This window comes from Acidovorax sp. GW821-FHT10A04, from assembly GCF_059415825.1.
Genome location: NZ_JBWKNZ010000003.1, coordinates 99,961 through 126,063, shown reverse-complemented (window position 1 = coordinate 126,063; position 26,103 = coordinate 99,961). Strand labels below are relative to the sequence as shown.

Genomic DNA, 26,103 nt, shown 5'->3' with positions numbered 1-26,103 from the left:
CCCGACGGGGCCCTTTTTGGTGGAGGAGCTTCAGCCGCGAAGCAGCGATGGTAACGCGCTCCCTGCGGTGACCGGCGCCGATGCTTATGCGTATTCCGCCAGCGCCTTCTTCATCTTCTTCATGGCGGCGACTTCGATCTGGCGGATGCGCTCGGCGCTCACGCCGTACACGGCTGCCAGCTCATGCAGCGTCATGCCGCCCGAGCCGTCGTCGTTCACCTTGAGCCAGCGCTCTTCCACGATGCGGCGGCTGCGCTCGTCCAGGTCGGCCAGGGCGGCGGCGATGCCATCGGTGGCCAGGTAGTCGCGCTGGCGCGATTCGATCATGGCGGTGGGCTCATGGGCGGCGTCGGCCAGGTAGGCGATGGGGCCGAAGGCCTGCTCGCCATCGTCGGAGGGGCTCGGGTCGAGCAGCACATCGCCGCCCGACAGGCGGGTTTCCATCTCGATGACTTCTTCGCGCTTAACGTTCAGCTGCTGCGCCACCGAATCGATCTCGCTGTCCGACAGCGTATCGCGGTGCGTGGCTGCATCGGCTGCAGCGGCATCGGCCTTGAAACCCTGCTTCATGGACCGCAGATTGAAGAACAGCTTGCGCTGGGCCTTGGTGGTCGCCACCTTGACCATGCGCCAGTTCTTGAGGATGTACTCGTGGATTTCCGCCTTGATCCAGTGCATGGCGTAGCTCACCAGCCGCACGCCCTGGTCGGGATCGAAACGCTTGACGGCCTTCATCAGGCCCACGTTGCCTTCCTGGATCAGGTCGCCGTGCGGCAGGCCATAGCCCAGGTACTGGCGCGAAATGGAGACCACCAGGCGCAGGTGCGACATCACCAGCCGGCCGGCGGCGTCCAGGTCGTTGTTGTCCTTGAGCGCGCGTGCGTAGCTTTGCTCTTCCTCGTGGGTGAGCAGGGGCAGGCGGTTGACGGCCGAAATGTAGGCGTCCAGGTTGCCCAGCGGGGGCACCAGCGCCCACGGGTTTGCGGGCGCCAAAGTCGTCGTAGCGGTTCCAGATTGAATGTTCATTCCGGGAATCCTTTCCTCTAAGGCATGATATTAGCACTCTCTTGGAGTGAGTGCTAAGGCCGAAGTTCCCCTGCTGCGGTTGGGTGATTGCCGGGGTGTCCGGGCAACGATTTGCCATGGAGTGGCGTGCGTCCCCAGGTGTCGATTCCCGGCGAGTTTTGTACTTTTCTCACTGAGTTTTGTACCGGTTTCCCTCTGAAAGCCACTTCAGCTGCTTAAAAAGTAGTCTACTCAGTGTGTTTTTTGTCGAATGTAGGAGCTGCGCTTGGTTGGCTGTCGTGCAATGCGACTGTTGCTTAAATTTGAGGCAGGTAGATGTGCATCTGCGTGGTCACCCGCAGATACAGACGTCAAACTCAGGCTTGCACAGGCGCGTAGGGACCGCAGGTCCTGCGCGGAAGCTCTTGAAGTCGCAGGGGGAGAACGTAGACACCCTTCACATCGCGCCATTCTTTACTCCCGTTCCAGTGCCTCCTGCTCTGCAACGAATCCTGCCTCACACATCACCTGCCCCAGTTTGGGCCACCCTGCCGTGCAAGCAAAGTGGCAAATACGCTCCAAGGTCCGTGTTGAGGCTCTGACCCGCATGTCCAGTGGCACATCTGTTGGTGACATCCCATACGGCTGCAGGGAAAAACCCGCCCCCCGCGCTACAGCTGCGATCGTCGAAGCGATTCGAAAACCTCCCTCGTCAACGTCACCCCAGTGAAATATCGTGGTGGTCGGCGGCAGGCTCTCCAGCACACGCCCGTACATTGCTCGCCAAGCTGGCGAAGGCATGCCCGCCGTATAGATCAGAAGTACCTTGTCGTCTTGCCGGCGTTTGGCCTCACTGTGAAACGTGGTCTTGTTCTCGATGGTGATGACCTCGGTGACCAAACTGCGTGTTCCCAGAATGGTCGCCGCCGGTAGTCCCATGTATGGCGCGTCAATCAAGCCGGTTGAACGATCCCGCGCGATGTGCACATGCCCGGCCAGTAATACGGGATGCTCTTCCCGGAACAAGCCCAGTTCCTGCCAAACCTGGGCCGCGGCCCTTGGCCTGTCCTCAACGCTGCCACTCAGCAGGATGTCAAGTTGAGGTGTGAGTGCCTCAATCCGCTTGCTGTCTAGAAACAGTCGAGCACTGAATTCACGCACCGGGGCGGCAATTGCGTCCTGGCTACGTGTAGCGCAGGCCCGAACTGTCTTGGCCGCATCGATCCAAGCGCCCGCGTCCTGCGGGCCCAAGCCGCGTATCTTTGCCATGCCAGTCCAGAGTGCAATTACGTCCAAAATCACTGGAAACTCTGCTTTCAGCGGCTCCAGCTGCCCAATGGTCTTTGACAATTGGTCTGCATAGGTGCTGCGGCCCAGGAACCGAGCCAGTGCCTGGACGTCCGCTAGGTCAATGCGCTCAATCAATCCATCCTTCGGATTCAGCTTGTCACGCTGCAACGTCACGGCGCCCGCGTCGCGCGCTGCCAGGAAGGTCTCATCACATTCCTGCTTTTGATGCCAGCTCCGCAGTTCCCTGTAAGGCTTCAGGTGCATGGCTGTCAGCGCGGGTGCGCGGGCACGGGCGCCGGCAGCGTGCTTGTCGCCGGCATCCAACAGTTTGGCCAACAGGTCCTTGGCGATGGTGCCCGCACTCATGGGGTAGCATCGGGAGGTTGTGCAATGGACTCCTGGCGGACGGCCAACAGCTCAGCTTCCAGAAGCTCTGGGTGGTACTCCCACATATCCTCTCGGAACTGCTCCCGCATGGCTTCGCTAACCCGGCGCTCCTCCACGTGGATCACATGGCGGGTTTGGTCCTTCATGATTTCGAAGTAGCGGTGCAGGAATGCAGTCAGTGTGGGCAGGTTCTCCCCTGGACTTGCCAGCAGCACCTGTAGACCGAGCTTTTCGAGATAGCGCATGGTGGCCACGATGTTGGGCGTGTCCATCTTGTCAAAGGCTTCATCCAACAGGATGAGCCGCAAACCATCCTGGTTGTTCTCATCCATGCGGTAGGCCGAGGACAGCGCTGCGCCGGCGATCACGTACAGCGGCGCGCGGTGCTCGCCACCGGAGCCGGGGCCAATGCGCTTGCTCAGGTGCCCGACGGTCTTGGTGATACCGGTGACCGGGTCCTCGGTTTCAATCTCGATATCGAACTCGAAGAACTCCCGATAGTCATCCAGCGGACTCTTGACCGCGGCATTGCCGGTGGTAGTTTTCTCGCGCAGCAGTTCCGCGAACTGGACGGGGATGTCCCCTGGCTCGCCAAACAGCCCACCATCGGCGCCGAAGTCGGCGATGTTCTCGATAAACTTCTTCAGTGGCATGAGGTCTGGGCGCACCTTGGCCTGGAACTGGTACCGCTCCCCATTGGTGAAGGCGGGGGAAGCCTTGAGCGCATCGTTCAAGCGCTTGAAGGTGGTGGTTTGGTACTTTAGGTTGGCGTGCAGGGCCAGCGCCACGTCCTGACGGAAGGTGTTCTGCGAGGCCAGGTAAGCTTCCTGCGCCTGTTCCTTGTACTGGGGTAGCTCCGTGTTCTGCAGCCTGCTGACTTGCTGCTCCATCCATTCCTTGGCTTTACGCCAGTCGGACGTCACCTCATCGCTGATTGCTTCGCGGTGCTCCGTGAGGAAGGTCCCCAGCAGTGTCTGGGCCGGGCCCAGGTGCCGCGTCATGGCGGTATTGCAGCGTTTGGACTGGTTTTCGCAATGGTCGGCCATGGCTTGGTAGTTGTCGCCGTGCTGCTGCAACAGCGCGTCCCAGCAATCGGAAGCAAATTCCGGGTCATAGTCGGCATGTCCACGGCAGGTGTCGTACATCGTCCGCTTGCCCTGGAGCTCCTGCAGCTTGGCGGCGCATTCCCTGGTAAATCTCTCCAGTTCTGTCTCGGCCCGCACAACGGCATCACGGGCGTCGCGGGCATCCTTTGCCAGCTGAGGCTTGCGCGCCTGCAGCGCCAGTAGCCTGGCGCACAGGGCCTGGTACTCTGCGCTGGTGCTGCCAGCGATACGTTGTTGGGCGAGCTGTCTTTCGGTAAGCGCTTCGCCCAGCTGGCGGGCAGATCCAAGCAGGAGGCGCAGGGTCTCAGGGGATGCCAAGCTCTGCACAGCCTGGCGGATCCGGTCAATGTCGCTCTGGCGCCCCTGAAGGTCGGTGACCTGTTGGTTCAGTTTGCGGGATTCGGCCCTGAGTCCGTCGACCTGGCCCTTGGCGCCGGCGCCGATCTGCAGGTCCGCTTCTGGCACTAGACGCAGTCGCTCAAAGTCTCCGGGCCCTACCAGCATGCCATCCAGGGTCAGAGTTCGCTCGCCACGCAGCGCCTCCTGGGCGGAATTCGCGCGTTTGAGGTTGCCCAGCTTGCCACGCAGGTAGGCTACTGCCACCTGGTTGCTGCCCTGTATCAGGCTGGCCACCGTGTCGGCCGCCGGCTGGGCATGGCCTAGCCGGGCTCGGTCGGAGCGCACGATCTTGACGCCGTAGATGCTGCGTTTGCCCTGCAAGGACTGGTAGATGCCAAAGGCTTTTTCCTCCTCCTCCGAGTCCCGCAGCAGAATGGCCTCCACGTTCTTGGCCAGAAAGGCTTCGATCGCTGGTTGCCATTTGGGATCGGTCACCTTCACCAGGTCACAGACCGGTGTGGGGTGCAATCCGTGGTCCGCGAACTCATGCATAAGTAGCGCCGTAGGGGTGCTGACCTGCGCGCGGTTGGTATTGGCGCGCGCCATGCCTAGGCCGATTACTTCGAGACGATTTTTGGCAAGACGAATGTCTTCCTTGACGATGTCGAATTCCTTACCCAGGTGTGTAGCTGCAGCCCGTAGGACTCCCCCCAGACCTTGGACTATCTGTCCCAGCGCCTCTTGGTCGACCTGGTTCCGCTCCCACGAGAAGGCGCCAAGCTGCTGGGCGGCCTGCGCAAGCGCGGGCTGCCACTGGGCCAGCAAATTGTTTGAACTGGCGTTTTGGAGCAGTTGTCGGAAGCTACGCAGTTCCGCCTTCAGCTCTTGCTCCTGGCGGGCGGTTTTTATCTGCGCCTGCGCCAGATCCTGCTGAGCGCCCGCTTTCTCGGCATGGTCCGCATGGGCACGCTGAAGGCCTGTCAGTTGTTCTTCTTCGCGCGCCCAGGCTGCCAGTGCCTGATCGGCGTTGCTGCTGGCCTTGGTGCACTCTTCGAACACGCCCTCTTGGTCAAACTTTTGCCCCATCAGCATTTCGTGGGCCGCGTTGCTGAGCTCGTACGCCGCGGAGGCCTGTAGTCCCGTCCACGTGGCGGATTTTCGAGCCTCGGCCAGTGCAGCTTCAAAGTTCTTACTGACCTCCTGGCCTTGCTTGATTTTGAGCTCGACGCCCTCGACCATGAGGTTGATCCGCTTGAAGGTCTCCACCAGCTGCTTGAATCTGGCGATGTTGGTGGGACGGTCCTCCAGCACATCATTGCGAACAATTTGATCCACCGACTTGGAGAAGCTCATGCGCAGTGCGAAGCGGAAGGCGCGCGCAAACGCGTCGTAGGACGCAGGGCCTGCCTTGCCACGCAGCATAAACAGCACTTGCTTGACGTAGCTGGCGCCATCGTCAAACAGCGGTTCTTCACCAGTGACCTTGGATTGCTCCAGCAACCGATGGCGGAAACTGCTCCAGGGTAGGGGCATGGTGGCACCGTCCACCGTCTGCAGGTGCTCTGACATGCTGAGCTCTACGCCGCGAATGACATAACGGCCCAACACCTTCTCCGCCTCGCTGCTCAGCGAAGCCTCAATGCACACACCCATGGAGACCGGCTCATTAGTCTCGGTGTCCCGCCAGACCAGTGTGATGTAAGTGGTAGCCTGCGGCCGCGCGCACTGTTCAATGGTGTCTCCGTACTGGCCAAGGCAATAAGAACGCAGGGTGCGGCTTTGCTGGTGTGATTTGTTGTCGGCCTGTGCATTGAAGTGCATCTGGTTCTTGTTGGCGCCCATCATGGCAATCTGCACCGCATCTAGCGCCGAGCTCTTGCCGCTGCCGTTGCGGCCAAATAGGCCAGTGATTTCTTCCAGACGGAATTCCTGCTGCTCGTACAACAGGAACTGCACCAGTTTGACACGCTCAAGCCGTTTCATTGTTCATTCCCTGGTTGTCTTCGATCGCCACTGGCTCGCCGGCTGCCACCTCCACATGCGCCTCATCCTTGGCTACTCCCCACTGCGCCAGCCGAATCAAGGCCGTCTCACCCAGGACGTCGACGATGGCCGGGCGGATGGCCACACCGCCGGCTGACTGCTCCTGCAGGGGCGTCAGGTGGCCGCTGTCATCGTCTTCCAGACGCCGGGCGATGCCCCAACGCTTGGCAGAGCGCAGCAGGGTGTCGAGCTCGCCGCGGGTGGGCAGGTCGCGCCCGGTCATGAGGTGGAACTTCTCTTGCAGCTCGATGTAGTCGCACAGGATTTCGCCGTCTTCGGTGAGTCCGCCGGCGCGCACGCCTTCGTCGTACAAGCCGCGCAGCACCAAGGCAAACAGTGTCTGAGCCACGGTCGCGGTACCGGCCTTGGCGTGCCGCGGGAGGGCGGTGACATAGCGCAGCTGCCGGTTGATCGACAGTGACACACCCAGCGGCGCCAGCACTTTGGAGAACTCGCGCTCGTATAGGTCCAGGATTCCATACGTCACCCGGCTGCTGCGGTCGGAGTGGTAGATCACCTGCTCAGCCACCAGTCGGTAGGCGGCGGTCTCGAAGTCTTCGACGGTATAGACACCGTCTAGCCTGCTGGCCAGATCTTCCCAGTCCCGTGGGTTGCTCATTTGGTCCCCCTGTTTTTAGTCTGGCGCTTGCGCCAGCTCAGTGTGAATGGCTTGCCGCTCAAATACGGGTGCTCGGCGGCTTCGTCGCTGGTGTAGCGCAGCTCCATGCCCGGGGCCGATGCCCGACCTTCCATCTCCAGTCTGGGGATCCGGGAGTTGGTGGCCATGGCCACGCTGGTCAGGGCCTGGAAGGCGCGCAAGTCCTCAATGGATCCGCAAGGCAGGGTGTCGCTGCCGGCGGCGGTCGTGTTCTGCAGCACCTTCTCTGCATAGGCGCGCAGCTTCATGGGCGTGATGGACCGGCGCTCCTGCGCGCGGCGCACCAAGTTGCCGATCGCGCGCGTGCGGTCGGAGATGATCACTTGGCGCAAAGGCGTGGGCGCCAGCCGCGGCACCTCCTTGCGTGGCTGGGCCAGACGGGCACCGCCCATCAGGGTATCTGGCGGGAACACGGGGGCGACATCGATGTCGGGATTGGCAATCAACCGGTCCATGGTCTGCCGCAGCAGGTTGTCGATGGGGCGGATCGCGCGCAGCTTGTATTCAAGGAAGGCCAGCGCGCGCCGGTTGGCGACTCGGATCTCTTCGTCCAGCCGCTCCAGGTACTCCTCGATCCGGTCCAGCTCGTACAGGCGCTGTAGGTCCCGTTGGAATGCGGCCTGGCCCTTCTTGTCATCCCCACTGGAGAGTCGGTTCACATACCAGTCCAGCAAGCGGCTGCGCTGCTCGGGCTGCGTGTCGATTTCGGTGACGGCGTGCAGGATCTGCTGGCGCTTGGACAAGGGGTGCTCCCGGGTACGCAGTTCCTGGTAGTCCCCAATGAAGACCTCCTGGACGTAGGAGGTGAAGAAGGACCGCACGTACTGGGCGGTGGTGGGCTCGGCGCCGATGGCGGCCATCAGGTCGCGCACATTGGTGCTGGTGTTGCGGATGTAGACCAACAGGTTGCGGCATTGCTCGGCCGCCTCGCGCAGCAGGTCGCCGCTGGCTTCGCCGCTGTGCACCTGGGCCACGGCAGCATCTATCGCGCGGATCTTGCCGGAAACGAACACCGGGCCCGTCTCCGCAAAGTTGATCAGCTGCGTCAGCAACTGGCCCACGGCCGGCGCCATGTTGACGGTCTTCTCAATGCCGTACCTCTCCAAGCGGAACCATCCTGCATCAACCAGGCGATTGAAGATGCCGATGGCCCGGATGTTCAGTGGAGTGTCGGGCTGATCGCCAGACTCGGGCTGCCATTCGTCGGCGTATTTGAGGTGGTCCTCGATTTCCTGGATGATATCGCGCTGCAGAAAACCGTAGCTGGGTGGCAGTGGCGCGTCGGGGCCGAAACGCCGGCGGTGCAGGTGGCACAGGAGTGCCCAGTAGCCGTGGCGGTTTTGCGAGGCTAGGGGCCCGAAGATGCGCTCCGGGATGCGCTGGAAAAGCGCCATGGAGGCGGGGGTTACGCTGGGAACAGCCATTTGCGCACCTCCGCGACGTTCTCCACCGCCAGTTGATACTCAGGCGGCAATTCCTTGGTCACGTCCAGGGCCAGCCGCAGTTCCTGGACCAGGTAGGGCAACAGGGCGCCGCGGCAGCTGTGCACGCGCGCCGCAGTCCCCTCGAAATACTCGCTGCGGACCAGGTCCTGCTGGCCAGGTGTCAGCTTGGGGTGCGCCTGGATGCGCACCTTCACCACAGCGTTCCACTTTGTGTCTTCTGCGACTGTGGATTCGGCCTTTTGGTCCAGCATGGAAAGCTTCGCGATACGCCCCAGCACGAAGTCCCGGAAGTCACCGGTCTCCAGGCAGTAGCCACGCATGTGCCAGCGCCGACCGGCCTGCACCAGGCTGTGCGGCTCTACGGTGCGCGAGTGTGGCTCAGGTGTGCGCATCGACCGGTAGTCCAGGCTCAGGCGCCTGCCTTGCTCGATTGCCAGGCGGATGCGGGAGAAGGTATTGGGGTTGACCTGGGAGAAGCCCCACGGAGCAACGGTGACGGGTCCAGCACCTGGGGCGAGGTCAGCATGGATGTCAGCTTCTGCAAGGTAGGCAGCCAGGGTGAGGTCTGATGTGCCTGCCTTGAGATCGGCCTGGGCCTTCTTGTATGCACCAGGAGTGACAAAGTAGGATTTGCTTCTACTATCCCACTCAAACCAGTCAGGGGTTTCTTCTCGAACTTCTCGCAGAAGCTGACTCACTCGAATGCCGCTCAGTCCGAGGATGTCCATGAGTCGACCTCGGCTCAGCCGTCCTTCCCATAGAGCCATGCGACGCATGACCTTGTAGCGGTTTTTCTCGAAAAGATTGGCTAGGCTCATCAGGTTGGTTTCATGGTGTATAAAAATATATCATGTAGAAATATATACTATCAAAAGATGGTGTGCTACCGGGATGGCTTCCGCCACTCGCTCCGGGTAGAAGGGATCCTTTTCGACGCGTGGCCAAGCTGGTCTATGGTGAGTGGCTACAGAGGGGGCGATGTAGCTGTCAACCCTGCCATCCTTGAAAGACAGGTGAACGCCGCGGTCGATGCTTAGGTCTCTACGCTCACCGTGGGCAGGTAACCTGAAGCCAGCTTCGCAGCGGGTACGGTCCTTAGCCTTGCTTGGCTCACTGCTGCAAAGCGGTCGATCGACCGATCTCGCTTGCGATGCGTTTGGGCCTAGATTGGACTTCCGCCCCCGCAGGCTCCGCGCCACCGCCAGAAGTTGGAACGCCTCCAATCTCAATCGCTGGCGCTGCCGACGTACCATGCCCCGGAAACGTCATGGACGTCCGACTGTCCGCCCTCGATGGCATGCGTCCGGCCGCCAAGTTCGTCGAATTTTTGGTCGCCTGATCAATCGACTTCGCATCGACGATATCGCCAAATTTTTGAACTCGGCCTTCGCCAAGCGCAGCACCTTCCAGGCATCCGGGATATTCAGGATCGAGATCGGGATTGGGTCAGCTTCGGGTTTCCGACCGAAGCTATCCAGCAAAGTGTGTTGACCAAGCCCATCTGGGCAGGGGTCGTGCACTTGATGGAAGTGAGTGCTGGATTGGCCACGAGGACGGCCAGTGACTTGGCGCGAGAGACAGCAACATTGAGTCGGTTCTTGCTGAACAGGAACTCCATGAAACGTGGTAGCTCGGCTTCGCTGGAGGTCGTCATGGAGATGAGCACCACCTCGGCTTCTTGCCCTTGGAATTTGTCCACCGTTCCAACGCGCGCATCTGCAGGGAGCGTCTCACGCAGCAGGTTCACCTGCATGTTGTACGGAGCGACCACGAGGATATTTTCAGCCGTCATTGGGCGCACCGACCCGTCGTTGGCCGTATAGCGCTGGCGCAAGAGATCCTCATAGAGCTGCTTGATCATCAGAGCCTCCTCCTGGCTCTGTTGAGAGCATCCCGTGTGGTTGATCGGCGCGAAAACAATTCCCGCAGGCTTGAGTAGCGGTAGCGCATCGTCACGCAGGACGAGCACACGCTTCACGTTGTTCGACTGCGGTTCCAGCCGCGAGTCGTAAACGGCATCCGAGATGAAGGAGCACACCTCGGGATGCATCCGCCAGGTCGTCTCCAGAAAGATGCCGCGGTTTGGCGCAATCGTCGCCACGCCATCCAGCAAATAGTCCAACGAAGAGTCTCCTGAGCGTCCAGGATGGACACCCTGGGTCGGCTGAGAAAGCTGCATCTGGTCGCCCAGCAGTACCAGGTTGCGCGCGCTGGTACCCACGGCAATCAGATTGGCCAGGGACACCTGCCCTGCCTCATCGACGAAAAGGTAGTCCAGGTACTGGTCAGCGCTCGGTCGAGCAAACAACCAGGCAGTGCCTGCAACCAGTTTCGCACCGCACGAGAATGCCTCATCGTTGTCGTAGATGTTCTCGATGCCGTCTCCGGGGTACTCCGAGTCTTCCCCTTTGGTGGACTTCTTGACGCCTTTGAAGGACACACCCTGCTCCCTCGCCACTTCGACCACCTTCTCGAGCAGGTGATTGATGGGTCGATGGGAGTTTGACGTGACGCCCAATCGCTTGCCGGCAGCCAGCAGTGCCACGATGACGTGCGAGCCCGTGTAGGTCTTGCCGGCGCCGGGCGGTCCCTGGATGAACAGGTAGCTTTCTTGCATGTTCAACACCACCGCAGTACAGGCCTCGACAGTCGCAGCTCCCTCAATCATTGGAGCTTCAGGGGCCTTGCTTGCAACCGACGGCACATCTCGGCGGAGCACGCTCTGCAGGGCCGGGTACCGATGGTTACCACTGACAAGGGTGTCGGCGAACCTGAAGAGGGCGTCCTGGATGACTGCCGTCGAGATTGGCTTGCCCGGGCCAAGACTCAAGTGAGGCGGCGGAGCCTCCTTGGATGGACCAACCTTGAACTGGACAAGCTTGGCTTGGACATCCATCTGGATGTCGCCGAGCGCGTCCGCGTTGTCCGCTCGTGTGACGCTGCTGCCATCACGAAGCTTGGTCTCCTGGAGGGGGTACGTGTAGGTGTAGACGACTGAGCGCTTGTCTTTGAACGGAGGAGTGTTCGGATCTACTCGCAGCCCGGCCAGGCACTCGGGGTCCTCCATCAGTTCGTCGTCGCTCATCTCCATACGTGCAAACATGGCCCAATACGCGGGCTTGTCAGCGCGTCGATGAAAGTCCAGTAGCTGGTAAGTCAGCTCCCGAGAAGTCTGGTCGGCCGTCCAGTTGAGCCGATCTTCAGGCAACGGCTCCACCAAGGCCGCCCGATACGGAATCAGGCGAGCCTCCGCATCGCTCAACGGCTGCGATGACGACGAGGACGCAGAGCCTCTATTCAACACCCGAGCCGCAGCCCACGGCATTGCACCAGGCCGCAGGGTCAGGAGCCAGTCCCTGAGCTCTTGGGTAGATCGAACGTCGTCTTCGTTGTACTTCTCAATGGCGTCCAACAGGGCCTGATCGCCGGTCTCCTTCCAGCGTTCGTACCAGACGATGCTGGCTCCGGCGTTGGTGACGTCGCCCTCGCGTGCTTCAAGATAGAAATGCTCGATGTTCTTGATGGAGTAGCGGGGCTCGGACACCATGAGGCCTTCACGCACCACTTGGTAGAGGTCTACAAGCACGCTGCGGCGCAGCCAGTTGTCAATCTCTGCTTCGCGTGTCGCGTGAAACGTCATCAGCTTCTTGAGCGCCGTCTCCTCGTACTTCGCATAGTGGTAGACGTGCGCATCGGGAAACTCCTCCAGGCGTTTCACCACGAAGTCGACGAAGCTTTCGAAGGCGACTCGCTCTTCATGACGGCTGTGAGCCCAGAAGCCCTTGAAGACCCACTTGCCGCCATCGCTCAAGTAAAGCCCGAACAGGTATTCCAGCCCACCCTCTTCCAGCGGGTCGCCTTCCATGTCGAAAAACATGTCACCCGGGCTCGGCTTTGGCATTCGACGCAGACCTCGCCCCAGTTCCTCCGGCAGGAGCACCACTCGGCCTTTGCCGGTGCTCCTGGCTTCGACTTGAAGGCTCGCCTGCGCACGCAGTTTCTCAAGCGTCGCCGCAGGAAATTTGGCCACCTGAGCACCAGGCTGCAGCTCAGCCAGCTTGGCCATCGTGTCGACGCCCGCTGCCCGGAGCTTCTGGATCTGACCACGGGCGATGTTGGCAACTTGGTTGAGGTGGTCATCATCCAGCCACTGCGCCTTGCAAAGATGACTCCAGCGACACACATCGCAGTGATTGCAGGGCTCCGGGTAGGTCTCCTTGTGCCCCTCTTCCATGCGCACCAGGAAGCGTGCCAGTAAGGCCTCGAAGTAATGCGCGTAGTCGGCGCAACGATAGGTCTTGCGCGTCCGGTCTCCAAGGATGACATGCATCGACTGGGGCGCTACGCCCTGCACTACAGCCAGCAGCTTCGAATAGAACGATAGCTGCACCAGGAACTTTGCTTTGGGTGTCCGCGAGAGCTTAGTGTCCGAGACCTCGTAACTGTAATCACCCAACGCCGAAGGGGTTGCCACCTTGACTAAGAAGTCAGCGAAGCCGGCGAGATTTCCTTGAAGCAAAGTAGCTTGAAAGATGACATCGACCCCGGCCCGCATGGCGTCAATGGTTGCCGCGACCTTGCTCTCAAGCGTGGTATTGCCGTCGGCGATGTCGATGACCTCGAGCCCCTGCTCTCGCAAGTGCTGAACGTAGGCGTCTTCGTGCTCGTAGCCCTTTTGCTGGATGAGCTGAGTCGATTCGTCCACATCCGCCAGCGGCAGTGGATTTTCGAGATGCCGCAAGTCGAGCGACGTGATGTGCTCGCACTCGAGGAAATTGACCAGATCAGTCGCAGCGTAAAGGCGCCCCGATTCTCGGTTCTGCATATCCGCCCCTCTTCAACCATTCTGATATGGGGAACTCGGTGTCGTCCACAAAAGGCGGCCCCGAGCGGATGACATCCAGCACGAGCTGCTCCGTGAGGTGAGACCTCAACAGCAAGTCAGCCTGCGACAAGAGGCGGGGCACTACACCCCGCCCTCAAGGACAGCATGGCTTACTTGCCGTGCTCCTTGCGCACGCCTTTGAACGGCGTACCGTCCTTCTTCTGGTCCATGAAGCGGCCGGTGTCGGTATCACGCTTCACCCAGGTGTCGGTGACGGGGTTGTGGGTCTGCGAGCGGTCGCGCACGGCGCCCCGGCGAGCGTTGTCACCAGTAGGTGCGTTCTTAGCCATTTGGATCTCCTTAGACGTTGAGGGTGTGGGTCCAGCGCGGCAGTCCACGGCGCGACAGGAAGTCCACCAGGTGCTTGCTGCCGAAAAACTGGACACGACCGCCGGAGCTGTAGGCTAAAGCCGCCTGGTCCACGCGCAGGTTGTTCGCGCGCGCCTTGGCGGTCAGTTGCGCCAAGAGCGCGCCATTGGCGCTCGTGGTGCCGCTGCTCGACCGGGCGTCGAAAACTGCGAAATTGACCCAGCCGCCGCTGACAGCGGGTTGCCGGAGGTGGGCAAGATTGATCTGCATCGCATTACTCCATACCCGCTCGAACTGCAGGCGTGGGATCAATTTTCCAGAGCCACCAGCTCACGGAATGAGCTAGCCATAGGGCCTCACTTGTAGATTTTTGCGGCGGCGCGCAACTGATCCCGAACCCGCTCGCGCAGCTCCGGCGGAGCCAAGACTTCCACATCCGTGCCGAACCGTAGTATGTCCATCACCAGTTCCTGATCCTTGGAGTACGGCACTTCGAGCTGGTAGCTGCCATCATCTAGCCAGGTGCTGGCCTGCTGCGTGTGCCAGCGCTCGAGCGACACGTATTGCGCTCTCGTCTTGCTGAACTTGAGCACCGCCCATTTGTCGGCCTTGCCCGCATAGATGCCGTAGCCGCTCTGGAAGTGTTCCGCCAAGACCTCCTTGGCCACCTCTTTGGCAGGTGTATCGGTGAGTTCCACATGCTGGATCGCGTCTAGGGCAAAGGAGCGAAGCTCTTTGCGCAAGTGGCACCATGCGTCCAACAGCCAGTTTTCTCGGTAGTGGACCAGCCGTATGGGCGAAACCTCACGATCATTCACCTCGTTCTTGTCGCGGTGGTAGTAGCGCAGGCTGACCCTTTTGCGCTCAAGCACCGCCTGTGTCAACTGCTCGAAGTTCTTCACCTCGACGCGCCTGCCTGCGAAATGGATGAGCTTGATGCGCTTCTCGATGTCCTTGGCCGTGGCCGACGACTCGCCCAATAGCACCTCCAGTTTGCCTTTCAGGGGCTGGAGATGCGGCTCGAGCAAGCCCGGTTGAACGCCCCTTATCAGGTGCTGCATCGCCAAAAGTGCGTAAATCTCGCTGGCGTTGAACCACAGGCCTGGCAACTCAAATCGCTTGCCGCCTGGAAGGTCACCAATGACCCACTTGTTCACTTCCCGGTCGAAGCTGATCGGACAGCCAAGGCGGTCCCTCAGGACATCAATGTCACGCTTCAGCGTAGACATCGAAACCTCAAGCTCGTCCATAAGCTCCTGCATCGTCGCGCCGTCCTTTCGACGCACGATGCCCAGGATCTTGTGGACACGCTCCGCGTTCTCCCTTTTTGCTCTTGGCGGCATCTTCACTCCCTCGTGAAAACTTGGTGCTTCTTGGTTTTGGCGAAGTACAGCAGGAGAGACGGAGATACGCAAGCTTTCAATTGCCTTTGCAGGGCTTGCATCAATCACACCGCCATAACTTTGAGTGTGCCGAGAGCAGCGTCACTTGATTGGGCTGTGAATGCCTGCGGAAATTTCGAGCCGCCTCGTGAGCTCTTTTTCGATCCAATTTGAGCCGATGTGCACTCATCAGGTCCTGAATCATTTCATTTCCCGGGCGAAGAAGTCCGATGCTTTTTCGCAGTTCATTGTCCGACTGCAGTTGCCTGACTTGAGATTCCAATTGCCGAATGCGCTGCTGCTCGGCCGTCAGTGGCTTGCCAATGCCTGGATGCCTGGCCGTCTCTTCGTCGTACTGCGCAAGCCAGCGGCGCACCGCGCTGTCCACTAGGCCCAGATCCTTGCAGACCCGGCCTACGCTCAGGTCTTGCCCTCGGATCATCTTGACTGCCACGTCAAACACCCGGCGCTCTCTTGGTCTTAAATGTTTCGTCGTCTCCTCTGGGGTCTATGGGTCCCTATCGAGGTGTCCTATTTGATTGGACCATGACAGACATACTGCTCCCTGATAACGGGGCGGAGGAACAAGCGGCATCAGGCAAAGACAACACCCTGTATCCGGATGGGTTCTCTCTTGGGCTCGTGGCCTTTTACTGCGCCCAGTGGGCCAGCGTGCACCAGTCCTCGAGCCTTGCGAAAGGGCGTCAGCCAAGGCGCGCCGGCTTGGGGCCATGGCAGGGCGAAGTGCAATTGCTGCACCGGCGCGCCAGCCAGTTGTTCCAGCAGCACTTGCACCAGGTGCCCGACGGGGCCGGAAGGTGCGTATTCGACCGGTTGCCCGGCGAGATGGGCGATAAGCTCGCGCAGCAAGGGCCTTATGGTCACGGTGCAGGAGTGCTCAAGCATGCGCGCCACGCCGGGTTGCACGAACAGAAAGAACAGGCGCGCGTTGTCCGTGGCGTGGTAGCGGTGGGGCTTGCCGCTGGGGATCCAGACCGCGTAGTGGGGCGACACCATCCGTTCGGGAGCCGCGTACTAGCGTTGGCGCATTGAAAACCTCAGACCACTCGCTCAGGCTCGCCAATGCTTTTCAAAAGAGAGTTGTATTGCACTTTGTCGGAGGCATAGATTTTGTCCAACACATAGTTAGCAACCTTGGCAATCTCAGGGATTTCAACGGGCTTAAAGCCTCTGTCTGGAACGGCCTCTAGGTGTGAGAACTCGTTGTTAAGGCGATTCACAAGTGCAACTGCTGTGTCTTCCTCCTCCCCAAAAAACTTCTTGATCCGTTCGAAGGAATCGTTCTTGTCGTCGTGATATGGATACTTAAAGAACAAGAATGCCTCCAGGAACTTGCGCAGATTGTTGCCGAAGCCAAAGAATGGCTCGTGGTTCTCCGCTGCGGCAGCTTGGTCCTTGCACTTATAGATTTGATGAAACAGGTAGTGGAATTCTGTGATGTAGTCTTTGAGGTAAGACGGCATAAGCATGATGTTGCTTGATGCGCCATTTCGCTCAATCATGAAGTGTTCATGATCACTGACGCTCTTTGCCTTTACTCCGTCTGCTGCAGGCAGTTTCCTCATCGGAATGGAGAGGCGCTTGAGGTACTTCAGGAAGTCCAAGTTGTGGGTGGAGATGAACAGTTGTTTGTATCGGTAGGAGTTTGAGCCATCTTCTTTCTTCACTGGCTTGGTGATCAAGCTTTCAATCAAACTGAACATGAAGAAGATGTGATTGCCGTCCAAGCTTGAGATTGGATCGTCAATGTAGATGATCAGGTCTTTTCCCTTGGTCTCAGGATCATCAAGCTTGGCAATGAAGTAACAGAAGGCGATCAGGCTGCATTCGCCTTCACTGAGGTTGTAGGCCGACTTGCCATTGCGGGTGATCTCAAACTTGACAGTGGCGTTGTCCGCGCCGTCACGAGCTTCCAGCTTGATTCCGTCATGGCCGAAGAAGTTGTTGAGCAGGGCATTGACCCGTTCTGCCCCCTTGCGCTCATCCTTCTGTTTAGCCCTCAGGGCTTGAACTTCAGCCTCGGCGTCACGGATCTCTTTTTCTGCATCGGTGAAGGCCGTTCCTGCCATATCCGAAGTGGTCTTGAGAGTTGCAATTCGGCCAAGCTCCTTGTCGTAAGTGATGGCGTCAGCAAAGGCGCACACGTCAGCCAGGCGAAGTGCATCTCTGGCAGCGGTCTTGTCCTTTTCGAGCGTGGCAGTCTTGCTGTTGCTCATGCTAATCAGAGTATTGATGTCGGCCACATGCTTTGCGATTTCCTTGGCGTCATGGGCAGGAGCCTTGAGGGCTGTGGGCTGGAACAGGTTGTTCTTCCGAGTCTCAAGCGACTTTTTCAGCGCCTCCAGATCCTTCTTGTAGAAGGCCAGTGCTTGAGACAGGGCTTTGCTGCTGACTTCAAACGCGGTGCGCTCGTCAGCATAGAACTGCGCACCCGTGAAGGTGTTGGGTCCCGCTATGGTGGCAATTTCGGTCGTTACTGCCGTAATAGCCGCATCCAAAGCCGTTTCCAGGTCGCCCGACTCCTTGCTGAAATGCTCGTCCAGCACCTGCCAAATGTCGTGCGGCAGATCTTGCCGACAGAAGGCGCAGGTGCTTCGTTTCTCGCGGTGGTGCCCCATACCCTGCTTAACCCAGAGTTGCAAGGCGCTGTCTTTAAGCAGTTCCTCAATAGCCTTGGTTGGTGTGATCGTCTTGGACAGTAGCGGTTCGGCAATGGCCGTTAAAGACTCTAGCTTGAGGGTAACCGCCAAAGTGCCATTGATGTCAGGCAGGGCTTCCTGCTTGAGCAGACTCAGTTTGACTGCCTGCTGCTCAGTCGTGAGGGCGACGAAGCCTACCTTCTTGGTGGATGCAATGTCACTTTTGATATGTCCAATGTTGTAGACAGCACTGCCGTACTGACGGTTCTTCTTGATCTTGTCATTGGCATGGGCACGCAGTTTTTCTTCTATGTCATTGGACGCAGTAGTGTGGGCAGACTTGGTGCGGTCGCGCTCTTTCTTCTTAGCTTCCAGATCAAACCGAAGCCCTGCCTTGCCTTCCACGCTGCCAAGCTTGGCTTCAATCGTAGCGATGGCGTCGTCAATTTCTTTGTTTTGCTCACCGACGATGGCAAAGGTCTTGATCACACCACCGGCGTCCTGATTGACTAGGAAGCTAAGGTTGTCGGTGACGAAGTCGCGGTTGTAGACCCGCACGTCATAGTTGTGGGCTGCAAGGCCGGTGTGAGCAACGTTGCCTTTCTCCCCATACACTGTGAAGGAAGAGCCAACGTAGTTAAGCGGAAGCTTGCGGGTTTCCAGCGCACGGAAGACCCGCGAAAGGGTGGTCTTGCCTGAGTAATTGCGCCCATAAAGGATGTTGAGCCGCTGGAACGCCTTTACGTTCTTGCCACTGTCTCGGACAGTCTTCTTCCACTCCAGGCCCTGAAAGCTGCCAAAGCTGGCTATGTCAATCTGATTGATCACCTATCCCATCCCCCCGTAGTTGTCTTGCGCCCATTTGCAACAAAGTGCAAGGCGTGAAAAATAAACTATTGCGGCATTTGCAAGAAATTGCAACATTGTTTTGGCAAGCCAGATCTGCAATTGATCGGGGTCAACTTTTCGATCGAACTTAGGGAAAGGATCCCACACAAAGCTGCCAATTGAGGGCGCTGCGCGAAGGAATTGAGTGCTGTAATTCCATCCAGTCATGCACAATCACAGCATGGAACTCGACCAGATCGCCATTGCCCTATTCGGCGCCCTCGCAGCTTGGCTGTCCCAGGCCCGCAGCGAGAACCTCCGCCGCTGGGCCTGTATCTTCGGCATGCTCGGCCAACCCGCCTGGTTCTACGCCGCATGGAAGGCCGACCAGTGGGGAATCTTCATCGTGAGCGTTATCTACCTGGGCGCCTGGATGCGCGGCGTCTGGGTCCACTGGATTGCTCCGCCTGCCGAATCTGGCGTGGGCACCATCCAGATCGTGCCCAGAAAGTGACCAGCGTCTGCAGCCATCCTTCTGCCTGCCATCCAGAGGAGATTCGTTCTTGAAATTCATCCACACCGCAGACCTGCACCTGGACAGCCCCCTGCGAGGCCTCTCCTCCTACCCGGATGCACCCGCGGAGCGCCTGCGCACCGCCACCCGCGATGCCTTCGAGCGCCTGGTCACCGTGGCCACCGAAGAGAAGGTGGACTTCATGGTCATTGCCGGCGACGTCTACGACGGCGATTGGAAGGACTTCAACACCGGCCTGTTCTTCGTGCGCCAGATGGGCCGCCTCCGCCAAGCTGGCATCCCGGTGTACCTGCTCTACGGCAACCACGATGCCGACAGCGAGATGACCAAGGGCCTCGAGCTGCCAGACAACGTCCATGCCTTCGCATCCCGCAAGGCCGAGACCTTCCGCATCGAGGCACTCAAGGTCGCCCTGCATGGCCGCAGCTTCAAGGTCGCAGCCACCGTGGAGAACCTGGTTCCCAGCTATCCCATGCCCATGCCAGGCTGGCTCAACATCGGCGTGCTGCACACAGCGCTGGAAGGCAACAACGAGCATCCAAAGTACGCCCCTTGCTCTGTGACCGAGTTGCGGGCCAAGGGCTATCAGTACTGGGCCCTGGGCCATGTGCATGAGCACTGGATCGAACGCGGTGACACCACCATTGCCTACCCAGGCAACCTGCAAGGCCGCCACATCAAGGAGACGGGCGCGCGCGGAGCCTTGCTGGTCAGTGCCGATGCCGGAGAGATCACCGAGATCGAGCGCATCGAGGTCGACGTGCTGCGCTGGCATGCGCTGTCCGTGGACGTCAGCGCTTGCGATGATCTGCGCAGTGCGGTGCGACTGGTGGGCCAGGCGCTTGAGCAGCTCCTGGCCACCTCGCCGGCAGGTCTCCCGCTGGCAGTCCGCGTGAGCTTCATGGGCCAGTGCGCCGCCCACGCAGCGCTGGCCAGCGACGAAGGGCAGTTGCGGCAGGAGGTGATCGCCCAGGCCGTTGCGCTGGACCCGGACCGCATCTGGATCGAGAAGGTGCGGGTGTCTACGACAGCACCGGAGGCGCCGACCATCGCAGGATCGGACGATGCACAAGACGCGCTCGATGCGCTGCACGACCTGGCTGCGTCGGCCCATGCGGATCCGGAGTTCCTGCAGGCGCTCCATGCCGAGTGGCAGGTGCTGTTGGAGAAGCTGCCGCACGATGTCCTGCTTGCCGCGCCTGAGCTGGCGGAACTGCGCCAGGCGGACTCTCCACTCATCGCCGAGCGCGTCCGCCAGGCCGCCCCCGTGCTCATGGCCCGGGTCGCGCAGGGATCGGCACCCGCCGCCTGACGCAACTGTTGCAACCGTCCACCCAGCTCGACACATCCCATGCGCATCCGCGAACTCAAGCTGATCCGGTACGGCAAGTTCACCGACCGCCATCTGTCCTTGCCCAGGCAACCCCGGGACATCCACCTGATCGTGGGGCCCAACGAAGCCGGAAAGTCCACGGTCCGCTCGGCCATTGGTGATTGGCTGTTCGGCATCCCCGTCAGAACCCCCCTGGCCTTTCTGCACCCGATGTCGGAGCTGCGGGTCGGTGGTGTTCTTGAGCGCGTTGGAGGTGCTTCCCAGGATCCGCCTCTTGCGTTTGACCGAACCAAGGGCAACAAGAACACGGTGCGCTCGCCCCACGACGCGGTGCTCCCGGATGCCGTCCTGCAGCCCTGGCTTGGTGGTCTGCAGCTCAACGCCTTCCAGCGCATGTACGCGCTGGACCACTCCACCTTGGTTGAAGGGGGCGCCGGCATCCTGTCGGCATCGGATGACGTGGGCCGCTTGCTCTTCCAGTCGGCCGCCGGCATCGAAGGCCTCGCCGGCGTGCTGCAAAAGCTCGAAGCAGAAGCCGACAGCCTGTTTGCCAGCCGCAAATCGGGCGCCCGGGTCTACTACCAGGCCCAGGAAGCCTACGAGGCTGCAGGAGCGCAGCTCAAGCAGGCCGTGCTCAAGGCCAAGGATTGGAAGGCACAGCACGATGCGCTGCAATCGACAGAGCAGGCCATTGCCGAGGCCAGACAGCAAGAAAAAGCCACCCGCCAGCAACTGAGCCAGTTTGAGCGCATCCGACGCGTGCGCCCCATGCTGCAGGCCCTTGATGCTGCCCACGCACAGAAGGAATCGCTCGGCCTCACCGACGACGTTCCGCTGCTGCCGGAGAACGCCTCCAGCGTCATCCGTGATGCAGCCCAAGCCATGGCGATGGCCCAGGCCGACAGGCAACGCCTCGAACAGCAAGCATCCAGCCTTCGGTCCGAACTGGAAGCCATCCGCGTCGACCAGACCCTGCTGTCCCTGGCCGCGGACATCACAGACCTCCATGAACGCAGGCTGCAGTACCGTAGTCACAGGACGGACATCGCCAAACGAGGCGAAGAGATCCAGACCCACTGGTCCCGGGTGCAGGAGCTCGCGCAGGAACTGGGCTGGGAAGCCGACACCGAAGAAGCAGTGCGCAAGCGCTTGCCTGCCGCCACTGTGCGGAACCGGCTGGCGAGCCTGCTCAAGGACAAGGGCACACTCGCGCAGCAGCTGCGCGGTGCGCAAGCCTCCCTGGCTGACAGGGCGCAGCAAATCGACCAGGCCCAGCAGGCATTGGAACGCCTGGGCGCACGGGAGGTGAACCCGGACCTGGCCGGCGCAGTAGAGCGCGCCCTGAAGCTGGGCGACCACGCAGCGACACTGGCCCAGCTCGCGCAGAAGGTCGAGGCACTCAACGCCGAGCTTGAATCCGCCAAGGCGGGGCTTGGCAACTGGCGCGCTGAACCCGTTGCACTCGCGGCCATGCTCGTGCCCGAGGATGCTGCCGTTCAAGCTCTCGTCGATGAAAGCCGCAATGGCAACGCCGAAGTGCAGGCAATGCAGGAAGCCCTTGCCGAGAAGACACAGGAGCTTCAGCGCCTGGAGCTGGAGTTGCAGCACTTCGTGCAGGATTTCCAACCCGTGTCCCGAGAACAGGTCGAAGAGGCCCGCCAGGCCCGTGACAAGGAATGGCAGGCGATCAAGGCCGCTCCCGGCGAACTGGCCGCCAAAGCGGGGCCCTACGAGCAGTGGGTGACCAAGGCCGATGTCCTCGCGGACGACAGGCTCGTCAAAGCCGACCATGAGGCCACGCGCCGCTCCAAGGCAGAGCGCTTCGAGCATGTACGGCTGGAGCAGCAGACGCATGAAGGGCGCCTGCAGGGTGCACATGGTCGCCGGGAAGAGCGCAAACGCCGCTGGGATGCTCTTGCCGGCCAGTGTGGACTGCCCGAGCTCCCGCTCGAAGCCGCTCCTGCATGGCTGCGCCAACGCAGGTCCGTCCTGGAGTTGAGCGCCGAGCTGACCAGACTAGAGCAGCAGCGCCAGGATCTGCAGGCCGCCGGTTCTGAACTGGCCACCGCCATCTGGTCCATGCTCGGGGAGCCAAAGACCGAAGCGCAGGCGCCATCCCTCCAGGACTGCCTGCAGCGGGCGCGTGCGCTGCTCACCATGGTCGAGCAGGCACGGGGGCAGCACAGCACGCTGGAGGAGCAACTGGCCGCGGCTCAAACCAGCCTGCCACGCCTGCAGGCCGCAGTCCAGCAGGCCCAGACGGTATGGACCGATTGGGAGTCGTCATGGCAGGCGGCAGTCGAAGCTGCGGGCTACGACGGTGCCACGAAGGCCGAACAGGTCGAGGCTGAGGCGGAAGCAATCCAGGAAGTGGACCGCCTGCTGGGCTTGATCCGAAAGATCCGAACCGAGCGCATCGAGCCGATGCAGATGGACCTTGATGATCTGACGGCATCCGCAGAAGCCCTCGCGAACCGGGTTGCAACCGACCTTGCCCAACAGGATGCCGACTCGATCGCGCAAGAACTCTTTGCTCGCCTGGCAAGCACGCAGCAGGCAGACAAAGCCCTGTGCGAACTGCGCGTCCGGCATTCACAGGTCGAGGCGGAGCTCGCCGATGCCGGGCAACGTCATGAAGGCCAAGCGGCTCGCCTTGCGCCGCTGATGGCTGCTGTGGGCGTGGAAGACGTCAATGCGTTGGCCGCGGCCGCGCAGCAGTCCGAGCAACGCCGGGAGATCGATGCCAAGATCGCCGCAGCGCAATCCGATCTGGTGCACGGCGGTGACGGGATGGGCCTCGATCAACTTCGAGAGGAAGCGCAGAACATCGCGCCCGATGAACTGGTGGCCGAGATCGAACGGCTTGGAGGCGTGTCTGCGCAGCTGGTCGAGCAGATCGCCCAGTTGAGCAACCAGCAGGGCACGCAGCGAAAGGCGTTTGAAGCCCTGGACGGTACCGCCGCCGCGGCGACAGCTGATGCGCGGCGGCAAGAGGCCATCGCATCGATCGCGGATGCTGCCGAGCGATACCTCAAGCTGCACACCACCGCGCGCCTGCTGAAATGGTCGATGGAGAAATTCCGCGAGACCCGCCAGGGCCCCATGCTGGCCAAGGCGTCCTCGACGTTCAGCGCGCTGACGCTGGGATCGTTCGAGCGCTTGCTGGTCGACTCTGGCGACCAGACGCCACGGCTCTACGGTATCCGGCACGGTGGGGCGCAGGTGGAAGTCTCGGGAATGAGCGAGGGGTCCCGGGACCAGCTCTACCTGGCACTGCGCCTGGCAGCGCTGGAGTTGCAGATCGAGCAAGGGCTCAACATGCCGCTCATTGCGGATGACCTGTTCATCAATTTTGATGACCGGCGCACTGCGGCTGGGTTGCGGGTTTTGGGGGAGCTGTCGCAGAAGATGCAGGTGATCTTCCTGACCCACCATGATCACCTGGTGCCGCTGGCCAGGGAGGTGCTGGGGAGTGATCTCAACGTGGCCACACTGTGACGAGATATCGCTGAATCGCAATGGCTCGCTGGTATGCTGCCCGAATCAGATTTTGAAGGATGAAGTGAACATGGACGCCAACGAACGCCTCGTAGCTCTGACCCGCATGCAGGATGCATCGGATGCGTTTTATCGCAGCGCGGTGTCCATCGGCAACCATCCCTTCATCGAGTTTGCTGGGCTCATGAATGAGTACATCACCGCCTGCCGGGCTGCGCACAGGGATGGGATCGATTTCACGCAATGCAATGTGCACAACGGGCAAACGCTGCCGCTGCACCCGGTGATGTCAGACTACATCAATGAGAAGCTGGAGTGCATCTTCACGGGCGCAAAGGTGTTGAGCGCCGCAGCGGCAGCCTGACGTAGTGCGGCGCTCAAGCCGCTATTGGCCCTCTCCTTCTGCCAGCAGGGCAAGGGCTTTGCGTTTGCCCAGGCCGAGCACTGCGCGAATTCGCTCCAACTGGGCCGTACGTGGATTGGCTTTGCCGTTCTCCCATTTTGAGAGGGAGAGCGGCGACGCCTGCAGTAGCTTGGCCATGTCCTTGGCGGTGACACCCAACTCGACTCGCTTGGCGGTCAAAGCTTCTGGCTTGAAAACCCATTGCCGGCCCCCTTTGCGCGCTGGGGCTGGCTCATCCTCGATAGGAGCTGCAGTCACCTTGACCACGCGCTGGGCGGCCTTAAGTTGCGACGTCAGCGTCTTGACTTCGCGCTTGAGTGCCGCGATCTCCGAACGATGTGACGAAAGCGCTTTGCGCATGCCCTGAAGCTCTGGCTTGAGCTCCTTGCGGGCCATGCGGACGACTTCGGAACGGAAGGCATTCGAGAATGTATTCATGGTGAGTGAGTGAGATGCCCAAATTCGATGCCGTTAGTCTAGACACAAACTGCGCAGACGCTGCCCACACCTTCGGAGGCTAGCTAAGATTTGCCAAGCCAATCAGCCATCGACCCTCCAAGGGGGCTTTCACGCCCGCCCAGTAGTCGATTCGCCAGCCGTTGCAACGCTCGCTGGTCTCGGATCTCGCCATTGAGCAAGGCCCTAGCGTAGTGTCCGGAAAGGCTTGTTTTGTCGAGGCCTTGCGCCCTGTCTGCATGCTCTTTTGCTGCTGTGCGGTCACCGCAGTGAATAAGTGCAACCGCCATGGCACCGTGGCTCTCTGCGAAATTTCGGTCCAGTGCGAGCGCATGCTGGAAGGTGGCCAGCGCTGCTTGGTGGGAGCCTTCAGTCAACTGTGCCCAGCCCAGTCCATGCCATGTTCCAACGTGCCCGGGAATCGATTCCAAGGCTGTGGTGAATGTCTTTTGCGCATCCTGGAGTGCGCCGCCCAGCAGTTGAGCGAAGCCAATGACAGACCATGCACGGCCCTCGCGGGGATTCATCTCCAAAGCACGACGGGCAAATTGCTGGGCGCCGGAAACATCCTGATTGCCTAGCAGGAGCGATGCCCATGTGACCAGGGCCTCGGCCTTTTCGGAGTCTTTGATTTCGGCCTCAAGGGCGGTTCGGGCCCATTTCTTGGCGAGAATCGCATCCGAGGCATCCAGCGCAACAAGGCTGGCGATCCCGGCAACCCGCTGCGACAGCTTGCTCTTGTTGTCGAGGTCCTTGGCCCATGCACAGGCCCGTTCGGCGTCGCCTGAGAAATGGAGCGAGCGCAACCAAAGCTTGTGTAAGCCAACCTGTGCCTCATCTTCAGGGTTGGCGGAGTCGCCGGCCTGTTCCTGCTCGGTCATGCGTGGCTCAAGAACGGCAATCGCCTGCGCAAAGTCTTTCTCGCCAAGGTACGAGTACGCAACGTTGTGGAGAACGACGTCGCTGATGCTGCGGGGCGTGCCCTCCATCTTGATCGTCTCTAGGGTCGCCCTTGCTTCGGCAAAGCGTTTCTGCGCGAGCAAAAGATCTCCTTCCCGCATCTTCCAGACGAGGGCATCCGGAGATTTCTGTAGACCTGCATCGATCTGGGCACGGGCTTTGTCCCATTCGGCGCAGCGCAGTGCAGCCTCGAAAACAGCGCTTTGCAGGGACTGATTGTCCGGATCCTGCGCCAGAAATGTTTCCAGTCGATGGAGCCCGTCTCGCTCCATTTGGCTGACTGCACTGATGCCCATTGCCCACCCTCGATGAATTGATGTTGGTGGCGCATCTTACGGTATGGCGCATTGATGAATTGCGGCTCGGACCCTGCGCTCCCCCGCCACTCAGGGATCTCTATTGAACCGCGGTGGTCGAGGTAATAGTCCTGCAATTTAGTCGGATTTCGTTGCCCGTTGATCTATCAAGTTGTTGATTTAAAAGGACTTTTTTTGGCGCGAACTCTCGGGCCTGCTCGATTGCTGGTCTTTTACATCCCGCGCTAAACAAATTCCAAACCCTGCGGATTGATTGGTGAGAAG

General features: G+C 60.4%; 19 protein-coding genes. 4 read left to right on the top strand and 15 right to left on the bottom strand.

What is annotated here, in order from left to right:
* Window positions 1-84 precede the first annotated feature (84 nt).
* The 13 genes from rpoH to AC07PF_RS08125 all read right to left on the bottom strand — a co-directional run bounded on the left by rpoH (window position 85) and on the right by AC07PF_RS08125 (window position 18,337).
* On the bottom strand, window positions 85-1,026 hold the full coding sequence (gene rpoH / locus AC07PF_RS08185; RefSeq protein ID WP_007851592.1) for an RNA polymerase sigma factor RpoH: 942 nt from the start codon (window positions 1,024-1,026) through the stop codon (window positions 85-87).
* A gap of 453 nt (window positions 1,027-1,479) precedes the next feature.
* Window positions 1,480-2,661 (bottom strand): Wadjet anti-phage system protein JetD domain-containing protein, encoded by a 1,182-nt coding sequence (locus AC07PF_RS08180; RefSeq protein ID WP_494611490.1) that lies wholly within the window; start codon window positions 2,659-2,661, stop codon window positions 1,480-1,482.
* Window positions 2,658-6,110 carry an SbcC/MukB-like Walker B domain-containing protein gene (locus AC07PF_RS08175; protein WP_494611489.1) on the bottom strand — a complete coding sequence of 1,151 codons (3,453 nt, stop codon included), beginning with the start codon at window positions 6,108-6,110 and terminating at the stop codon, window positions 2,658-2,660. The genes AC07PF_RS08180 and AC07PF_RS08175 overlap by 4 nt, the downstream gene beginning before the upstream one ends.
* Window positions 6,097-6,789 carry a DUF4194 domain-containing protein gene (locus tag AC07PF_RS08170; protein ID WP_494611488.1) on the bottom strand — a complete coding sequence of 231 codons (693 nt, stop codon included), beginning with the start codon at window positions 6,787-6,789 and terminating at the stop codon, window positions 6,097-6,099. Before AC07PF_RS08170 ends, AC07PF_RS08175 begins: the two co-directional genes overlap by 14 nt.
* Window positions 6,786-8,222 carry a Wadjet anti-phage system protein JetA family protein gene (locus AC07PF_RS08165; RefSeq protein WP_494611487.1) on the bottom strand — a complete coding sequence of 479 codons (1,437 nt, stop codon included), beginning with the start codon at window positions 8,220-8,222 and terminating at the stop codon, window positions 6,786-6,788. Before AC07PF_RS08165 ends, AC07PF_RS08170 begins: the two co-directional genes overlap by 4 nt.
* 11 nt (window positions 8,223-8,233) lie before the next feature.
* Window positions 8,234-9,091 (bottom strand): WYL domain-containing protein, encoded by an 858-nt coding sequence (locus AC07PF_RS08160; protein WP_494611486.1) that lies wholly within the window; start codon window positions 9,089-9,091, stop codon window positions 8,234-8,236.
* Between the two features lie 605 nt (window positions 9,092-9,696).
* Window positions 9,697-13,098: a TM0106 family RecB-like putative nuclease gene (locus AC07PF_RS08155; protein ID WP_494611485.1), complete on the bottom strand. Its 3,402-nt coding sequence runs from the start codon at window positions 13,096-13,098 to the stop codon at window positions 9,697-9,699.
* 170 nt (window positions 13,099-13,268) lie between these two features.
* Complete coding sequence (locus AC07PF_RS08150; RefSeq protein WP_494611484.1) at window positions 13,269-13,448, bottom strand: hypothetical protein; 180 nt, start codon at window positions 13,446-13,448, stop codon at window positions 13,269-13,271.
* A 10-nt stretch (window positions 13,449-13,458) separates the two neighbouring features.
* Window positions 13,459-13,737, bottom strand: a complete 279-nt coding sequence (locus AC07PF_RS08145) for a hypothetical protein (protein ID WP_494611483.1) — start codon at window positions 13,735-13,737, stop codon at window positions 13,459-13,461.
* 86 nt (window positions 13,738-13,823) lie between these two features.
* Window positions 13,824-14,882, bottom strand: a complete 1,059-nt coding sequence (locus AC07PF_RS08140; RefSeq protein WP_494611482.1) for a helix-turn-helix transcriptional regulator — start codon at window positions 14,880-14,882, stop codon at window positions 13,824-13,826.
* A 28-nt stretch (window positions 14,883-14,910) separates the two neighbouring features.
* The gene (locus AC07PF_RS08135) at window positions 14,911-15,312 is read right to left on the bottom strand and encodes a transposase (RefSeq protein WP_494611481.1); all 402 of its coding nucleotides are present in this window, start codon (window positions 15,310-15,312) and stop codon (window positions 14,911-14,913) included.
* 131 nt (window positions 15,313-15,443) lie between these two features.
* Window positions 15,444-15,866: a cupin domain-containing protein gene (locus AC07PF_RS08130; protein ID WP_494611480.1), complete on the bottom strand. Its 423-nt coding sequence runs from the start codon at window positions 15,864-15,866 to the stop codon at window positions 15,444-15,446.
* A gap of 41 nt (window positions 15,867-15,907) precedes the next feature.
* Window positions 15,908-18,337 (bottom strand): AAA family ATPase, encoded by a 2,430-nt coding sequence (locus tag AC07PF_RS08125; protein ID WP_494611479.1) that lies wholly within the window; start codon window positions 18,335-18,337, stop codon window positions 15,908-15,910.
* 241 nt (window positions 18,338-18,578) lie between these two features.
* Between AC07PF_RS08125 and AC07PF_RS08120 the strand changes: the two genes are divergently transcribed.
* The 4 genes from AC07PF_RS08120 (at window position 18,579) to AC07PF_RS08105 (ending at window position 24,067) form a co-directional block, all read left to right on the top strand.
* Window positions 18,579-18,851, top strand: coding sequence for a hypothetical protein (locus tag AC07PF_RS08120; protein ID WP_494611478.1), 273 nt, complete (start codon window positions 18,579-18,581; stop codon window positions 18,849-18,851).
* 49 nt (window positions 18,852-18,900) lie between these two features.
* A complete protein-coding gene (locus tag AC07PF_RS08115; protein WP_494611477.1) occupies window positions 18,901-20,184 on the top strand; it encodes a metallophosphoesterase family protein in 1,284 nt (427 codons plus the stop codon).
* A gap of 39 nt (window positions 20,185-20,223) precedes the next feature.
* A complete protein-coding gene (locus tag AC07PF_RS08110; RefSeq protein ID WP_494611476.1) occupies window positions 20,224-23,703 on the top strand; it encodes an ATP-binding protein in 3,480 nt (1,159 codons plus the stop codon).
* Window positions 23,704-23,773: 70 nt separating this feature from the next.
* Window positions 23,774-24,067, top strand: a complete 294-nt coding sequence (locus AC07PF_RS08105; protein WP_494611475.1) for a hypothetical protein — start codon at window positions 23,774-23,776, stop codon at window positions 24,065-24,067.
* Window positions 24,068-24,088: 21 nt separating this feature from the next.
* On the opposite strand, the gene AC07PF_RS08100 is transcribed toward AC07PF_RS08105, so the two are convergent.
* Together AC07PF_RS08100 and AC07PF_RS08095 are read right to left on the bottom strand one after the other, a co-directional pair.
* Window positions 24,089-24,544, bottom strand: coding sequence for a helix-turn-helix domain-containing protein (locus AC07PF_RS08100; protein ID WP_494611474.1), 456 nt, complete (start codon window positions 24,542-24,544; stop codon window positions 24,089-24,091).
* Between the two features lie 83 nt (window positions 24,545-24,627).
* Window positions 24,628-25,818 carry a tetratricopeptide repeat protein gene (locus AC07PF_RS08095; protein WP_494611473.1) on the bottom strand — a complete coding sequence of 397 codons (1,191 nt, stop codon included), beginning with the start codon at window positions 25,816-25,818 and terminating at the stop codon, window positions 24,628-24,630.
* Window positions 25,819-26,103: the final 285 nt, after the last annotated feature.

What these genes read in the sequence shown, in the direction of transcription:
- rpoH (WP_007851592.1), bottom strand. Translation starts at nt 1,026, where the DNA reads ATGAACATTCAATCTGGAACCGCTACGACGACTTTGGCGCCCGCAAAC.
- AC07PF_RS08180 (WP_494611490.1), bottom strand. Translation starts at nt 2,661, where the DNA reads ATGAGTGCGGGCACCATCGCCAAGGACCTGTTGGCCAAACTGTTGGAT.
- AC07PF_RS08175 (WP_494611489.1), bottom strand. Translation starts at nt 6,110, where the DNA reads ATGAAACGGCTTGAGCGTGTCAAACTGGTGCAGTTCCTGTTGTACGAG.
- AC07PF_RS08170 (WP_494611488.1), bottom strand. Translation starts at nt 6,789, where the DNA reads ATGAGCAACCCACGGGACTGGGAAGATCTGGCCAGCAGGCTAGACGGT.
- AC07PF_RS08165 (WP_494611487.1), bottom strand. Translation starts at nt 8,222, where the DNA reads ATGGCGCTTTTCCAGCGCATCCCGGAGCGCATCTTCGGGCCCCTAGCC.
- AC07PF_RS08160 (WP_494611486.1), bottom strand. Translation starts at nt 9,091, where the DNA reads ATGAGCCTAGCCAATCTTTTCGAGAAAAACCGCTACAAGGTCATGCGT.
- AC07PF_RS08155 (WP_494611485.1), bottom strand. Translation starts at nt 13,098, where the DNA reads ATGCAGAACCGAGAATCGGGGCGCCTTTACGCTGCGACTGATCTGGTC.
- AC07PF_RS08150 (WP_494611484.1), bottom strand. Translation starts at nt 13,448, where the DNA reads ATGGCTAAGAACGCACCTACTGGTGACAACGCTCGCCGGGGCGCCGTG.
- AC07PF_RS08145 (WP_494611483.1), bottom strand. Translation starts at nt 13,737, where the DNA reads ATGCAGATCAATCTTGCCCACCTCCGGCAACCCGCTGTCAGCGGCGGC.
- AC07PF_RS08130 (WP_494611480.1), bottom strand. Translation starts at nt 15,866, where the DNA reads ATGGTGTCGCCCCACTACGCGGTCTGGATCCCCAGCGGCAAGCCCCAC.
- AC07PF_RS08120 (WP_494611478.1), top strand. Translation starts at nt 18,579, where the DNA reads ATGGAACTCGACCAGATCGCCATTGCCCTATTCGGCGCCCTCGCAGCT.
- AC07PF_RS08110 (WP_494611476.1), top strand. Translation starts at nt 20,224, where the DNA reads ATGCGCATCCGCGAACTCAAGCTGATCCGGTACGGCAAGTTCACCGAC.
- AC07PF_RS08105 (WP_494611475.1), top strand. Translation starts at nt 23,774, where the DNA reads ATGGACGCCAACGAACGCCTCGTAGCTCTGACCCGCATGCAGGATGCA.
- AC07PF_RS08100 (WP_494611474.1), bottom strand. Translation starts at nt 24,544, where the DNA reads ATGAATACATTCTCGAATGCCTTCCGTTCCGAAGTCGTCCGCATGGCC.
- AC07PF_RS08095 (WP_494611473.1), bottom strand. Translation starts at nt 25,818, where the DNA reads ATGGGCATCAGTGCAGTCAGCCAAATGGAGCGAGACGGGCTCCATCGA.